Below are 15,346 nucleotides of genomic sequence, written 5' to 3' on the forward strand. Positions count from 1 at the left end.
GGAATGATTATTAAGGTTACCTGATCACAGTAACCGAGCCCCTGAACAGGAACTTAGTACCGTCCTCGCACACTGTTTCTATCGCATAAATATAGCTGCCGTAAGGCGCCGCCCCGTTCTTCCAGCTGCCGTCCCAGCCGGCCGCGGCGTTGTTGATCTGGAAATGTGTCCTTTCGAACACAAGGCCGCCCCACCTGTCGTAAATGCGCATCCACGACACTTCTTTTATGCCACGCCCTTTCGGGTAGAACCGTTCATTTATGCCGTCTTTGTTGGGTGTAAAGGCTGTAGGAAGGTACACAGCGCCCATATCGCAGGTTACTTTCACCAGCACCTCGTCTGTGGCCTTGCAACCATACCTGTTCTTTACCTCGACCATATAATTGGTGTTGATATTGGGTCTTGCCACAGGGCTTGGACAAGTGGCGCAATCCAGGTACTCCTGCGGCGTCCAGGTCCATTGTATGATATCCGGACTACCTTGCCCGCCGAGTGTTACAGGCACACCGGCCATCCCTGTGCGGTCCGGCCCGGCATTTACCACAGGCGAGGGACGTACGCCCACTACCAGCGATGTATCATGTGTGAAGCAGCCGTCGGCATCGTACCCCGTTACCTCGTAAGTATAGTTGCCTATTGATTGAATAGCGGCATGCGGAGACGGACTATCAGTATCGTCCAGCCCCTCCCCTTTCCATACGTAGTGATCCGCGCCCCAAACCCGCAATGGAAGCACGTGCCCAAGGCACAGCACTGTATCAGGCGTGGCCTGTATCCTGAATGGCTGCGCAACGCGGATGCTTACATCGTCTGTATTGCTGCAGCCGTTGGCATCCTTCACGGTTACCTGGTAGGTGGTGTTTACTGACGGGGTTGCCACAGGATCGGGCGCCTGGGGATTGCTCAGGTCCGCCGCCGGCGACCATTGGTAGCTGACGCCGCCGCCTGCGCTCAGCGTGGTGCTGTTGCCCAGGCATACAACATCCGTTGCGGCGGCTGCGTTCACCACCGGCGTGGGCATGATGTTAATGTTGTGGCGTGCCGTATCGCTGCAGCCGTCCTTGCTGGTAACGGTAAGCACTACTTCAGAAAGGCCGGGATGGTCATATGCCTGTTCTGCCGCCTGCTGTGCATTGCCTGTATTGTTATTGCCGAAATCCCATTTCCAGGTAAGCTCATTCATATTGCCCACCGCTCCGCTGAAGGTTACCGGCGCATCCTGGCAGGCCTGCAAAGGCCCGTTAATAGTTAATACGGGCTTGGGATAGGCATGCACCGTTTTGCTCACCGTTTGCGTACAACCGAAAGCGGTAGTAGTGGTGAGAGTGAAATTATAACCTTGCGTTTTATCCAGGTAAAAACGGGGTGTGGCAGTGGTTTCATTTTCCACCTGCAACCCGGCATCGTATGTCCATTTGTATTCAGCCTCCTGTTTCAGCTCATCGATGGAGTAGCTGTTAAATTTGGGCGCAAAAGTGATCCAGCCTTCATCACACACAAATTCCGGCGCAGACGCGAGCTGTACGTCCAGCTTGTCTATCACGATGGGATCCTTCAAAAAAGCGGTACCCTTACAACCGGCCTGGTCTGACAGGATAAGCCGCGGATTGTAGATACCCGGATCTTTAAAGGTGTGTTTGATGGTGGCATCCGTTGTTTCCGTCACAATACCGTCGGTAAAATCCCAGGCGAAATTAACGGCGTTCAATGCTTCCACCTTGAACTCAATTTCTTTCGTGAGACAGCCGCCATTGGAGGAAGGCGTGATCGTGGCATAGGGCCCTTTTACTTCCAGCTCCTGCTCGAATTCATCCTCGGTTCCGGCGTCGCCCACCACTTTCAGCTTCACTTTATACTTGCCTGCGTAGGTGTAAGTATGAGAAGGATTGGGAATGGTGGAAAAGCTGCCGTCGCCAAAATCCCAGTATGAATCAGTGTAGTTAACGGATGTATTGGTAAAACGGGCTATCACGGGCGGGCAGCCGCTGTTGTTCACAAACGAGGTGGTGACCGTAAAATCCGCGCTGACGCTGGATACCTTGATCTGTTTTTTGGCGCTGTCCACGCAGCCGTTGTTGTCTTTTGCCACCAGCTTTACGGTGTACACGCCTTTATCGGGATAGTTCTTGGCAGGGCTATGGTCCGTGGAAGAAGTATTGTCTCCGAAATCCCAGAGGTAAGTTGCATTTCCGCCGGTTTCAGTGGTGTAGTTATAGAACCATACATCACCTCCCGGTGGTATCAGCGAAGCGCTGGGCATAAAGTCCGCGTTGGGGCCATTTACCTGCAGGTAGGAGCCGTTGGCGGAGCTGGTGCAACCGTCTTCGTCCGTGACGGTCAGCCTGGTATAAAAGTAGCCGGACTTATTGTAAGTGTATTTGAAAGGAGGCGCGGTAAATATCTTTGCAGGGGTACCGTCGCCAAAATCCCATGACCAGGTTTTGATAGGCTTTCCCCCGGAAACGTCCGTCTGGTCAATAAACGTAAGCTCCGTACCACGGCATTCCAGCACATCAGGGCTGATATATTTAGCCACCGGCCCGTGTACGTTCACCACCACCTTATTACTGCTGTCCGCGCATCCCTGCAGGTTATAGGCTATATACCGGATGGTATCCTTACCGGGCTTGAGGCCGGTAAAAGAAGCGCTCTCATAATAATAGCTATGCCAGTCGGGAGACGTGCCGTCTGAAGAGGTCCAGGCATGATTGTACAGGCCGTATATGGACCTGTCCATCGCCGTTACGCTGGCTTTGAGCGTTTCATGGCCGCACAGCGTTGTTTTGTCTGTCGTAATGGTAACGGGCGAAGGCGCATATACGTTAATGTTCATGGAATCCGTGCTGGTGCAGGTTCCGTCTGTAACGGTGAGCTTAACCAGGTACGCGCCTGTTTTCTCGTATTGATGGCTGGGGTTTGTTTTTGTGGCGTACGTATTCTCCTTTCCATCTCCCCAGCTCCATTTCCAGCTGGTAATGGTGCCCAGCGACTGCTCTTCGAAACCGATCACCGTACGGTTGGCGCAGTCGATGCTCTTCATGGCAAAACGCGGGAAAGGGTTTACCGCTTTGATATAGGCCGGTTTGGTAATCGTTCCGTTGCAACCGTTATTGGAAACGGTCAGCGTAACCGCATAGGTGCCGGGTTCCCTGTAGCTGTGTTTCGTATTCTGCGAGTTGCCGGCGCCGTAGTCGCCGAAATCCCAGGCAAAGGAAGTTCCCACATCAGAAGTTCCGTTGAAATACACCCAGTTGTTGCCACAGACCTGTGGAGCCTGGGGGGACGAAAAATCAGGCGTTGGTTTTTTATAAACATGGATCGTGGTGACGTTCACCGTTCCTTTACAGCCATTGGTGGTAGTATAGGTAAGCTTTGCAGCGTATGCGCCTGCTTTGTTATACGCATGCGAGGGAGTGGCGTCTGTGGATTTGGGGCTGCCATCGCCAAAATCCCATTCATAGCTGGCAATAGCATCGCCGCCGCCGCTGTTGATCCAGCTGCTGAAAGAAGGGGTTATTCCTTCACAACCACCGGCAGCGCTGGCATATGCATGGACCTCCGGCTTTATCACATATATGTAATTCCAGGCATCACTGGTGCAGCCGGATGCATTACCGACCGTGAGCTTCACATGATAACCTCTCACGGCAGTATAAGTGACGGAAGGATTTTGCTGGGTGGACGATTGATCGTTCCCGAAGCTCCAGTTCCAGCTGATGGCGCCCTGAGATTTATCTGTAAACTTCACGGTGGCGGGCACATCACAGATAGCTGCCTGGCCGAACTCAAAACCAGCCTGCGGTGCGGGCTTCACCACATAATCCTTCGTCACTGATTCCCGGCACTTGCCATAGTCCGCCGTCATGGTCACCTTTGCGGTGCCGGCGCCGCCGGAAGGGTAATAATGAACGGAGGTACCGTAGCTATCGATGTAGCCTTTATCAACGGTCCAGGTCACATTGTCCGCCAGCGGATTGTTGGCAGCGCTGAAAGGGGTGCTGCTGCTGGCGTTCGCACAAATGCTGGCCGGCAATTGGAAATCCGTTTTAAAATTGGCCACATTGATATCCTCGGAGGTTTGGGTGGAGGTACAGCCTTTATCGCTGGTAACGGTGAGCTTTACTTTATAAACGCCCCTGGCAGTATAGGTATGCGGGCCCGGGTTAGCGCCTGAAGCGGTGCCGCCGTCGCCAAATTCCCATTTGTAAGTGAGGTTGCCGGGGCCGGTGGTGGTATTGGTAATGGTCAGCGCGCCGGGAGCGGTGCACAGGAATTTGTCCGACACATTGAAACCGGCCTTCAGCGAGGCTGCCGCATCCACGATATTACTGATCTGTTTGGATGCCGTACATCCGTTGCTGTTCGTAATGGTAAGGGTAACGACGGGCGATAATACGTTGTTGTAAGTATGTACGGGGTTGCTGCCCGAACCGGTAGCGCCATCCCCGAAATCCCAGCTGTAAGCGGTAATCGTGCCGTTCACGGGGTTCGACTTGTCCGTAAAAGTAACATCAAAGGGTATACAGCCTTTGGCGGGGCTGGCGGTAAAATCCGGCCTGGGTTTTTCCCATACGGTAACGGACTTTTCCGCGGTGCTGGTATTGCCTGCAGCGTCTTTCACCGTCAGCGTCACTTTATAGGTGCCGGGGGCCGTATAGGAAGCGCTGGGGCTCTGCTGCGTAGAGGTGGAGCCGTTACCCAGGTTCCATTGCCAGGAAACCGGGCTGCCGGTGGAAATATCGTTGAATTTGGTGATCAGGCTTTCGCAATCGCTGGTCTTGCTGGGGTTAAAATCAGCTTTTACCTGTGCACGAGCGGAAACGCTCAGCAGAAGCATTATAAAAAGCACAACATAGGTAAAAGCACCGCCTGGCGTTGCCTTGGGAACTAGGGACATGAGATACGAATTCGCTGCCGAAAGGTAAGCAAAAAATCCAATTCCAGCTAACGGTCCGGTATCAGGCGGGGCACCGTGCGGTATAGATCTGCAGCTTCCCGCCGCGCATCAGCATATCATGCGTAATATGCATGGCCTTATGCTGCCGGCCGTTGAGGCTGACCGAGCGGATGCAGGAACCGCCCCCGGTTACCGTTATCTCCCAGTTCCTGCCATTTGGCAGCCTGATCACAACCCGTTCAAACGCCGGCGTAACCAGCTGGTACTGCCCGCCAACGGGGTCCACCGGGTACATGCCAATAGCTGCAAAAACATACCAGGCGCTCATCTGGCCGGCATCGTCGTTGCCGCTCAGGCCGCCAATGCCGTCGCTGTACTCTTCCTTCAAAATACGCGCTACGATTTGCTGGCTTTTATGCGGCGCAGCCGTGTAGTTATACAGGAAAGGAATATGGTGGCCGGGCTCGTTGCCGTGCCAGTATTCATTTTTGAGGAAGAGGCTATCCAGCGCCTCTTCAAAGGCCTTTTCGCCGCCCATTAACGCGGCCAGCCCCCTAACGTCCTGCGGTACGTAGAATGTGTATTGACGCGGGGTGCCTTCGGTGATAAAGGGAAGTTTTTTATCCGGGTGGAACGCTTTATAAAAGCCGCCGTGGCTGTAGCGGCCGTTCATTAAACCCACCGATGTGTCGAACACATGGCGGTAGTTCCGGGCGCGTGCCGCCAGCAACGCATGGTCGCGTTTTTTACCGGTTGCTGCTGCTATGGTGGCCAGGGCATAGTCGTCATACGCATACTCCAGCGTGCGCGATACCTGTTCTTTTTTGTGAAAGGCATCCGGCACGCTGTCTTCCAGCGGAACATACCCGTATTGAAGATAGGAGGCCAGTGCGCGGCGGCCTTTGCCGTTTTTGTAGTCGGAAAGTGGCGCTACGTCGAAGGCATTTTTCCGCATCAACGCATATGCTTTGGCCACATCATATTGGCGGATGTTCTTGTTAAAGGCCGATGCAATGAAGGCCGTAACATGGTCTCCGATCATGGCGGCGGTGTAACTGTTCCAGCAGGGGAAAATGGGCAGCCAGCCGCCCTGCTCCCCTTTCAGTATCATGGATCGCACGCAGTCGTTGATCAGGCGGGGCTGCAGTATTTCAAACAAAGGCAGCTGCGCGCGGTAAGTGTCCCACATGGAAAAATCATCATAATAATTTCCCTCTTTCAGCTGCTCCAGCTGGTAATCGCCTGCAAAGCGCGGGTAGCGCCCGTCCACATCGCTCATCAGGCGCGGGTGCTGCATGGTGCGGTACAGCGAAGTATAAAATATCCGTTTTGCCGATTCGCCGGCGCCGGATACTTCAATCTGCCCAAGCGCTTTATTCCAGGCGCTTTCGGCCTGTTCCTTCAGGCGACTGAAATCCCAGGTGTTCATTTCGGCATGTAGATTCCTGCGGGCGCCTTCCAGGCCGGTGAATGAAGTGCCGATACGCAGCTTTACCACGGTGCCCGCCGCTGCTTTTAAGCCAATGTAGCCGCCCGCCCCGGGCCGGTCCCTGATGCTTAAAGCGGCTGAGGTTCCTGTTGCCGAAAATGTTCCCGCGGTGGCAGCTGTTTCGTACTGGATCACAAACCAGCCGCTGAAACCGGCCGGCTGGCCACTTCCCTGGTAAATGCGGTAAACGGGGTTATAACCGGTAATTTCTTTCCTGGCAGTGTCTATGCTTACAAAACCTTTTTGTTTGTCGCTATTGGGCGTTATCAGCAGGTACAGGCTGTCTGTTTGCAGCATGGTGAACTGTAGCATGCCGCAACGTGCTGTGGCCGTCATTTCTGTTTGCACGCCGCCCAGCCGGTTCTTGTAATAATGCGGGCCGCTTACTTCTGTTTGATGGTCAAGCGGCAGCGTGGCGCCAGGTTTCAGGGAACCGGTCACCGGCATGATGGTTACGCTTCCATAGTCCTGCGTGCAGGAGCCGCTCAGCCAGTGCGTGAGCCGGTAGCCGCCGGAAGTTTCGTCTTTGTAATAATAGGGCGCCTGGCATTTACGCTCAGTGGTGCGGGTCTGCGGGCTTAGCTGCAGCATACCGAAAGGCAGGCCCACCGCCGGGATAACGTTGGCCAGCATCTCAGTGCCCGCGCCATGTTTGGCGGCGCTGATGGTGGTGGACGCAGAGGTGCCCGTCAGGGGGTTTACATAGCTTACAAATGAAGACTGCTGCGCATAAGCGCCGCTGCACACCAGTAATAATAACGCGGAGATCTGTTTCATGAAACATAAATATAGCAGGAAAAAGCGTATACAAATACTCCGGGCTTTCCCCGGCTGTCGCTTTTAACCCGATGATTGTCGCATATACACTGCAAGCGGGAAAATTTTGTTGCCGAAATTTGTATCGTAATTAAAACTCCCGATATGAACAAGCATGTTATAACCAGCATTTCAGTTGCCGTCATTATGGCCGTAATTGCCTCCTGCCAGCCGCGTACAGAGAATGGGTCCAAGGCCCCGGCTGAAACCAAAGATTCAACCAGCCAGCGTATACAACCGGCAGACAGCGGCTATGTGGATGTAAACGGGCTGAAGATGTACTACGAAGTATACGGCCAGGGCAAACCCATTGTATTGCTGCATGGCTCTTATATGAATATACCCCTGAACTGGTCGCAAGTCATACCGGTGCTGGCTAAGAGCCGGAAAGTAATAGTTGCCGAAATGCAAGGCCACGGCCGCACGAAAGATATCCCGAGGGAGCTGAGCTACGAAGGCATGGCGGACGATGTATCCGGGCTGTTAAAGCATCTCAGGATAGACAGTGCCGATATACTGGGCTACAGCATGGGAGGCGGCATAGCCTTCCAGTTTGCCGTGCGCCATCCTGAACAGGTACGCAGGCTCGTGGTACTGTCAGGCACCTATGCCCACGACGGATGGTGGCCCGAAGTAGAGGCCATGTACGCAAGCTTTACCCCAGATATGTTTAAAGGCACGCCTATTCAAAAGCTATACGACAGCCTTGGAAATGACCCGGCCCATTTCGACGAATATGTCAAAAAGGTAATCAGCATAGACCTGAAGCCTTATGACTGGACCAAAGACGTAAAGAACATAAAGGCCCCGATATTCATGGCCATTGGCGATGCGGACGGCGTGCGGTACGAGCATGCGCTGGAACTGTTCCGGGCCAAGGGCGGCGGAAAAATGGGAGACTTAACGGGGCTGCCTAAATCCCGTCTCGCCATTATCCCGGGCACCACCCATATAGGCATGATGCAGCGCACGGATTGGCTGATACCCATGGTCACTGATTTCCTGGATGCCGACCTGGATGCACCGCCGCCGACTTTTTAATTGTTTTTTGCTGTGATAGAAGATTTCAGAGGAACCTAAAAGTCCCGATGGGATTAGGCCGGCCAGAGAGTACTTTGAGTACACGAAAGGCCGGCCTTTTTATGCGCTTATTTTACACGTGCATCGCCATCACCACCATTTTTTTGAACTCGCTCCTGACATGTATGTAATCAAGTTCCGTTTCCCGGATAACCTCAAATCCCCTTTTTTTATAAAATTCAACCGCGGGGCTTGTTTGCATGGCTTTGAGCCAAACAACGCGCTTGTGTTTCTGTATGGCATAGTTTGAAACAAAATCTACGGCCGCTTTACCAAAACCTTTGCCGGCAGCTTCTTTGATAAAGTAAATACGTTCCAGTTCCAGGGTTGTGCTTGCCGGGAAGGAATCTACGGCACTGTCTATGTTCAGCTTAACAAGTCCTATATATTTTTGCCCGTCGTGGATCAAATAGAAGACGCTGTTGGGGTTTGACATTTCTTCTTCCAGCTGCTCTGCATTGAAGCTGTTTTTCATATAATTTACGCCTTCGTCTTCCCATAAATGGGTGTAATGTTCCAGGTATGATTGTATCAGGACCTGGGTCATATCTTGTATATCTTCTTTTGTGCAGGGTTTTATTGTCATGGTTTGTCCGATGAGATGCTAAATATACAAAAACAACGGCTCCGGGAAACAGGGCATGCCTTCCCCTTCCAACCTTCAAAATAAAGTGCTTAATTTGATACCGGATCCTAAAAACCAAATAACGACATATGATGCGCCTTGCTCTGCATAAAATTATATTTTTCCTTGCCGGCACTGTCGCGGCGATGATGCCGGAAGCTGCTTTTTCCCAGCGGGCGCCAAAGGATAATCCGGCGCTTACAAACCCGGTCAGGATCATTTTCGATACGGACATGCACACAGACTGCGACGATGCGGGCGCCATGGCAGTGCTGCACACGCTGCAGGACCAGGGCGAATGTGAAATTCTTGCCATGATGTGCAGCACCATAGATACTTTCTCAGCACCGGCCATCGATGTCATCAACACTTATTACAAACGTCCCGATATCCCGATCGGCATCCGGAAAGGAAAAGGCGTTTTACGGAAATCGCTGTACACCAAAGGCATTGCTTCAGCGTTCCCTCATGACTTTAACCCGGCTACAGCACCGGAAGCGGTGGACCTTTACCGGCATATCCTCGAAGCACAACCGGACCGGTCTGTAGTGATCGTTACTGTCGGCTACCTGACGAATATCAGCGAGCTTCTTCAGCTTCCCGCGGAAGCCGGCCATCCAAGCGGTATGGAGCTGGTAAAACGCAAGGTGAAAACCTGGGTATGCATGGGCGGGAATTTCATCGGTTCCCCTGCCAGGGACGATCTCAAACTGGGCAACGTCAATTTCTTTTACGACGCTGCCGCCGCATATTACGCCATCCGGCACTGGCCCGCGGAACTCGTCTTTGCCGGGCGCGAGGTATGCTCTGTGCCCAGCGGGCTGGCGATAGGAGAACATCTTTCGCAGACGCCTCATGACAACCCGGTACGAAGGGCATATGAGCTGTATTTCGGAGGCACGCCAAAGAACCGCCATGTGGCGGACCTCGCTTCGGTTTTGTACGCCGTCCGTGGATTACGCGATTACTGGGATATCCAGACGAACGGATATATGGACCTTCATCCCGATATGACCTTCGAATGGAAAGCTGACAGGGACAGCCAGCAGGCTTATCTTTTAAAGAAAATGCGTGACGGAAAGCCCAACGACCGGTACGTGGAATCCGTGCTGGATACGCTGCTTCTGAAAGGGCCCCGCCCATAACAACGTGCTAAAATTCCCTTTTTCAGGAAATGCGGGAACACGTATCACAAGGCGCCGAATTGCTGCCGGTAATGCAGCGGGCTTACCTGCATTTTGGCTTTGAACATCTTATAAAAATGCGATACATCGCCAAACCCGCTGTCGAAACAAATATCCGCTATCGTTTTACCTGATTGGATCAGCTGTTGGGCGGCATAGTTGACCCGGTATTCAATAACGGTTTCCATAAAGGTTTTGCGGGTGATCCGCTTGAAGTATTTACAAAATGCATTGGGCGTCATGCCGGCAATGGCAGCCGCTTCGTTCAGCGAAACCTCCCGCCTGAAATGCTCCACCAGGTATGCAAAGATGGGATTGATCCTGGCCTGCTCCGCCGGCGACAGCTCCGCTATCAGCCGCTGCCGGTCCAGCAATACATACTCTTTCGAAACCGCCAGCTGCTGCAATATTTCCAGCAGCCCTATCAGTTGTTTAAAATTATTCTTCTCCTCCGTGAGTTCCCGCAACTGTTCCTGCACCATTGCCGGTGTACTTTTCACAAACTGTATACCGCCCCCGCTTCTCTGGAACAGCTTATGGATATTGGCCAGCTCGGCCTTGGAGAAAAAATCGCTTCCCAAAAAGTCAGGCGTGAACTGGATCACTACAGAACGTGCCGCGGGTTTGTTCTTCGCATCGGGTTGCAGTTTCCAGCAATGGGGCACATGAGGGCCTAATAAAACGAGATCGCCGTCTGAAAACCCGGCCATATGGCTGCCTGCATACCGTTTGCCGCTCCCTTTCACGATCCAGGTCAGTTCATATTCCGGGTGAAAATGATAAGGCGCAGCAAAACCTGTTTTCCCGAATGTTCTCACCAGGAAAGAGTGATTACCCGCGGGCTGCAAAACTTCGTAAGAGGCTTTAAGCATTGCTTTTTTTATCTTAAAAATAAGATTATTACCCCAAATGGATAAAATACCCCAATAAATGACCAATCCCGGCATTTTTTCCCCGCCCTTAAAGGCTTTATTTCGTAATATTAAAACGTTCCAGTTATGAATGCTATCACCTCCACCCTGCCGGAATTAAACGATGTCCGGGAAATTTCTCCCGCACAAGCGGAATCCTTTCGTCAAAACGGGCATATACTTACCGGCAATGTGCTCAATGCCGGCGAGGTAGCCGCTTACCGCGATGTTATTGTTGATGCGGCCAATACATATAATACCGAGAAACGAAGCATGGAAGAAAGGGATACTTATGGCAAGGCGTTTCTGCAGATCATGAATTTGTGGCGTGTGGACGAGCGGGTGAAAAAATTTGTGCTGGCCAGGCGCTTTGCGAAGATGGCGGCAGATCTGCTGGGTGTGCCCAACGTGCGCATCTATCACGACCAGGCTTTGTTCAAGGAACCCGGCGGCGGGCCCACACCCTGGCACCAGGACCAGTATTACTGGCCCATTGATACGCATAACACCATTACCATGTGGATGCCGCTGGTAGATATTGACGTGGATATGGGCATGCTCACCTTTGCTTCCGGCTCGCATAAAAACGGCGTTGTTTTCGACTATGAAATATCCGATGAATCGGAAGATGCGTTTAATAAATATGTGGACGATCATCGATTCCCCATTACCCGCGCATCCACGATGAACGCCGGCGATGCCACCTGGCATTACGGTTATACCATCCACAGCGCGCCCGGCAATCACTCGCCCCATATGCGGGAAGTTATGACGGTTATCTATATTGCTGAAGATGCGAAGATCACCGCGCCCAAGCATAAGTGGCAGCAGAACGACCATAGCACCTGGCTGATGGGCTTGCCCATTGGCGGGCCGGCCGCTTCTGCGCTGAATCCCCTGCTGTTGTAAAGCTTATATCATACCTCCGCCATATTGAACGGAAGCTTCCGGATCCTTTTCCCGCTGAGATCGAAGATGGCATTGGTAAGCGCCGGGGCAAACGGCGGCAGGCCCGGTTCGCCTACGCCGCCGGCATTGGCTTCGTTTTCCATGATATGCACTTCAATGGGCGGTATGTCGTTGATGCGCGGCATTTTATAATCGTAGAAATTCCGCTGCTCCACCATTCCGTCCGCAAACGTGATCTCATGGATGGTTGCGGCGCCCAGGCCCATTACAATGGAACCTTCCACCTGCGCACGGATGGTATCGGGGTTCACGTACCAGCCGCAATCGACCACCGCCCAAACCTGGTCTATCTTCAGCGCTCCGCCGGCAGGTTTGGATACCTTCACCACCTGCCCCACCGTGGTGCCGAAACATTCGGTAATGGCCAGGCCATAACCTTCATTTTTGCCGCGTTTTTTCCAGCCGGACACTTCTTCCAGCTTATCCATCAGTTGCCGCGAACGCTCTTCTGTAAGGTATTGCCTGCGGAACTCCAGCGCGTCTTTGCCCGCGGCCACCGCCAGCTCGTCCATAAAGCTCTCATAGGCAAAGCCGTTGGTAGATGCGTATACGGACCGCCACCATATAGGCGGGATGGGCGTTTCAAAGGGAATGTCCCATACGCCGATATTCTTTACCGTATCGAAATAATGGCGTAAAAAACCCTCCGTGGCACTGTCGTTGGGCTGGTCTTTCGGTGCGCCCCTCCAATGGCCTATGTTCTGGCCCGCAAGGGTTACCTTGAATGCGTCTATCCCCCCGTTGTTCACCACGCCCTGGCAGCGGTAAGATATACCGGGCCGGTATGGGCCCTGCGTGGCATCGTCTTCCCGCGTCCAGATCACCTGTACGGGCGCGCCGATTTCCTTGGAGATCATGGTTGCTTCGTGCGGGTAGTCCATAAAGGCTTTCCTGCCGAAGCCGCCGCCCAGGAAGGTCAGGTTCACGATCACGTTTTCCCGGGGAATGGACAGTTGTTTACTGATATAGTCCTGCACCCATTCCGGCGCCTGTATAGGGCCCCATATCTCCACCTTGTCGCCCTGGTAGTGCGCCACACAGTTCAGCGGCTCCATGGCGCTGTGCGACTGGTAGGGGGTTTCATAGATCACGTCTATTTTCTGCCCGCCTTGCTGCTGCAACACACTGTTCGGGTCGCCTTTTACCTTTGCGGAAAGCCCTTCTTTGTTTTGCAGGTCATCTTTCATGCGTTGGTAAATGGCTGCGGTGCTGGTGTGCTCAAAGCCGCTGTCGTCCCAGGTTACCTTCAATGCCTTTTTTCCCTGCATGGCGGCCCAGGTGGAAGTGGCCACCACGGCTACGCCTTCACGGAATACATTGTGCACGCCCATTTTTACTTTGAATACTTTTTTGACGCCGGGAACCTTAAGGGCCGCCGAATCGTCGAAGCCCGCCACTTTGCCGTGCAGCCGGGGGCTGCGTTCCACCATGGCATACAGCATTCCGGGCACCTGTTTGTCCAGGCCGAATACGGCGGCGCCGTTCGTTTTTATCTTCGTGTCCTGCCGGCGCAGCGGTTTGCCGATCAGTTTATAATCAGCGCGTTTCTTGAGAGGAACATCCTTGGGAGCGGGTAGCTTTGCCGCGTCCACCACCAGTTCCCCGTAATGGAATTTTTTCCCCGATGCTTTGTGTATCACGTTGCCATGCGCTGCATAACATTCGGATGCGGCCACGTTCCATTTGGCCGCCGCGGCTGCGATCAGCATTTCGCGGGCGGTTGCGCTCAGGGCAAGAAGCTTTTTATAGGAACCGCGCACGGTGGAGCTGCCGCCGGTGACCTGGCTGCCGTACTTCTTCTGGTTGCCCTGCGCAAATACGAGGTTCACTTTGTCCAGGTCCACTTCCAGCTCTTCCGCAATGATCTGCGGCACGGCCTGGTAAATGCCCTGGCCCATTTCAGCGCGGTGGTTCATGAGGGTGATCTTGCCGGATGTATCGATCAATATCCAGGGATTCATTTCTATTTCGGTGGCGGCCGCATCCAAAGCGTTCACCACTTCAGCTTCTTCGCCGCTGGCGGGGAGAAAGAATCCAAGGCATAATGCCGTTCCGGTAAGACCGGATATCCTGAGGAAGTGGCGGCGGGAGAGCGTTTTTTTATCCGGAGTCTGCGACATAAAATGTTCGTTTTATTGGAATAAGAATCTGGTTATGGCTGGGGCACGAAAGCGCCTTTCTCTATCCAGGTATACCATTCTTTTTTAAATTCTTCGTAGCTCAGGGGCGGCAGGGTGCGGCCTTCGCCGGGTTCCCATCCCCATTTCACCAGGCCGTCCGAGGCATGTTCCAGCAGCTGCTTCATGTTCTTGTGCCCGTTCTGCGCGGGGTCTTTCAATTGCATAGCCAGCTGGTGCGGCGTTTTGCCCTGGAACACCATTTTCATATCCGCGGGCGGCAGGTGCCATTCGGGATTGCCGGGCGGCGCATGCAAGCCCGGGGAGTTCTGCGGCTGGTGACAGTTACTGCACTTCATGGCATATACGCCCTTACCGTCTTTACCGCGTTGCGGGAACATGGTGTGCAGCGCGCCATTGTCACCCTGGAGCGGTATTTCTCCTGAAGGGTGGCAGTTCATACAGCGCGGGCTCATGAGCACCTTATACACGTTCATGAATGCCTGTACGGAGGCGGCGCTGTCTTTCGCATATGTTTCAGTGGCGTGGGCGTTGCCTGGCCCGTTCCGGTCCATACCAAACCCTGACAGGATAATGGTGATGGTGGCAAGCACAAAGCCCAGCCCGAGTATCCTGTTCCTGGTGAACATCAGCCTGAATTGTTGATCGAGTTGCGGTTTCATGTCATGAGATTGGTGTACAAAAAAAAATGACCTTATTTTTTGCCTTCCGACTTACGCTGCAGGTCCGCCGCCAGGTGAATGGCTTTCCGGATGCGCGGGTATGTGCCGCACCGGCAAATGTTACCGGCCATGGCGGCGTCTATATCGGCGTCCGTGGGGTTGGGGTTGTCTTTTAGCAGCACAACGGCAGACATGATCTGGCCTGAATGGCAATAACCGCATTGCGGCACGTCCACTTCCGCCCAGGCCTGCTGCACCGGGTGCCCGTTGTTACTGGAAAGGCCTTCGATGGTCACGATGTTTTGCCCGGCGGCCCGCTTTACCTTGGTTACGCAGGAGCGCACGGCTTCACCGTTCATGTGCAGCACGCAGGCGCCGCATTGCGCCACGCCGCAGCCGTACTTGGTGCCTTTAAGGCCCACTACGTCGCGGATGGCCCACAGCAGGGGCATTTCCGGGTCTACGTCGATGGCATGGGCCTTACCGTTGACTTTCAAATTGATAATTGCCATAAAAGATATTTTTAAATGGGCCGCGTTGCGGCGGATATTCCTATAATGTTTTTCATTTTGTTG

At 53.5% G+C, this 15,346-nt stretch carries 10 protein-coding genes; 3 read left to right on the forward strand and 7 right to left on the reverse strand.

What is annotated here, in order from left to right:
• Positions 1-16: 16 nt before the first annotated feature.
• Together ACTJIK_RS16805 and ACTJIK_RS16810 are read right to left on the reverse strand one after the other, a co-directional pair.
• The gene (locus tag ACTJIK_RS16805; RefSeq protein ID WP_440648151.1) at positions 17-4,897 is read right to left on the reverse strand and encodes a PKD domain-containing protein; all 4,881 of its coding nucleotides are present in this window, start codon (positions 4,895-4,897) and stop codon (positions 17-19) included.
• 61 nt (positions 4,898-4,958) lie between these two features.
• Positions 4,959-7,163 carry a GH92 family glycosyl hydrolase gene (locus ACTJIK_RS16810; RefSeq protein WP_440648153.1) on the reverse strand — a complete coding sequence of 735 codons (2,205 nt, stop codon included), beginning with the start codon at positions 7,161-7,163 and terminating at the stop codon, positions 4,959-4,961.
• A gap of 144 nt (positions 7,164-7,307) precedes the next feature.
• Between ACTJIK_RS16810 and ACTJIK_RS16815 the strand changes: the two genes are divergently transcribed.
• Positions 7,308-8,243, forward strand: coding sequence for an alpha/beta fold hydrolase (locus ACTJIK_RS16815; protein ID WP_440648155.1), 936 nt, complete (start codon positions 7,308-7,310; stop codon positions 8,241-8,243).
• A 112-nt stretch (positions 8,244-8,355) separates the two neighbouring features.
• On the opposite strand, the gene ACTJIK_RS16820 is transcribed toward ACTJIK_RS16815, so the two are convergent.
• Positions 8,356-8,829: a GNAT family N-acetyltransferase gene (locus ACTJIK_RS16820; protein WP_440648157.1), complete on the reverse strand. Its 474-nt coding sequence runs from the start codon at positions 8,827-8,829 to the stop codon at positions 8,356-8,358.
• A gap of 167 nt (positions 8,830-8,996) precedes the next feature.
• On the opposite strand from ACTJIK_RS16820, the gene ACTJIK_RS16825 reads away from it, so the two are divergent.
• A complete protein-coding gene (locus tag ACTJIK_RS16825; RefSeq protein ID WP_440648159.1) occupies positions 8,997-10,052 on the forward strand; it encodes a nucleoside hydrolase in 1,056 nt (351 codons plus the stop codon).
• Positions 10,053-10,096: 44 nt separating this feature from the next.
• Here ACTJIK_RS16825 and ACTJIK_RS16830 read toward each other — a convergent pair whose 3' ends face one another.
• Positions 10,097-10,963, reverse strand: coding sequence for an AraC family transcriptional regulator (locus ACTJIK_RS16830; RefSeq protein ID WP_440648161.1), 867 nt, complete (start codon positions 10,961-10,963; stop codon positions 10,097-10,099).
• Between the two features lie 126 nt (positions 10,964-11,089).
• Between ACTJIK_RS16830 and ACTJIK_RS16835 the strand changes: the two genes are divergently transcribed.
• Positions 11,090-11,911, forward strand: coding sequence for a phytanoyl-CoA dioxygenase family protein (locus tag ACTJIK_RS16835; protein WP_440648163.1), 822 nt, complete (start codon positions 11,090-11,092; stop codon positions 11,909-11,911).
• An 8-nt stretch (positions 11,912-11,919) separates the two neighbouring features.
• Here ACTJIK_RS16835 and ACTJIK_RS16840 read toward each other — a convergent pair whose 3' ends face one another.
• The 3 genes from ACTJIK_RS16840 to ACTJIK_RS16850 are packed head-to-tail and all read right to left on the reverse strand — an operon-like array spanning position 11,920 to position 15,283.
• A complete protein-coding gene (locus ACTJIK_RS16840) occupies positions 11,920-14,091 on the reverse strand; it encodes a molybdopterin cofactor-binding domain-containing protein (protein WP_440648165.1) in 2,172 nt (723 codons plus the stop codon).
• Positions 14,092-14,123: 32 nt separating this feature from the next.
• Positions 14,124-14,771, reverse strand: a complete 648-nt coding sequence (locus ACTJIK_RS16845) for a hypothetical protein (protein WP_440648167.1) — start codon at positions 14,769-14,771, stop codon at positions 14,124-14,126.
• A 32-nt stretch (positions 14,772-14,803) separates the two neighbouring features.
• The gene (locus ACTJIK_RS16850) at positions 14,804-15,283 is read right to left on the reverse strand and encodes a (2Fe-2S)-binding protein (RefSeq protein ID WP_440648169.1); all 480 of its coding nucleotides are present in this window, start codon (positions 15,281-15,283) and stop codon (positions 14,804-14,806) included.
• Between the last annotated feature and the right edge of the window lie 63 nt (positions 15,284-15,346).

It is taken from the genome of Chitinophaga sp. 22620, assembly GCF_052044405.1.
Taxonomy (GTDB): domain Bacteria; phylum Bacteroidota; class Bacteroidia; order Chitinophagales; family Chitinophagaceae; genus Chitinophaga.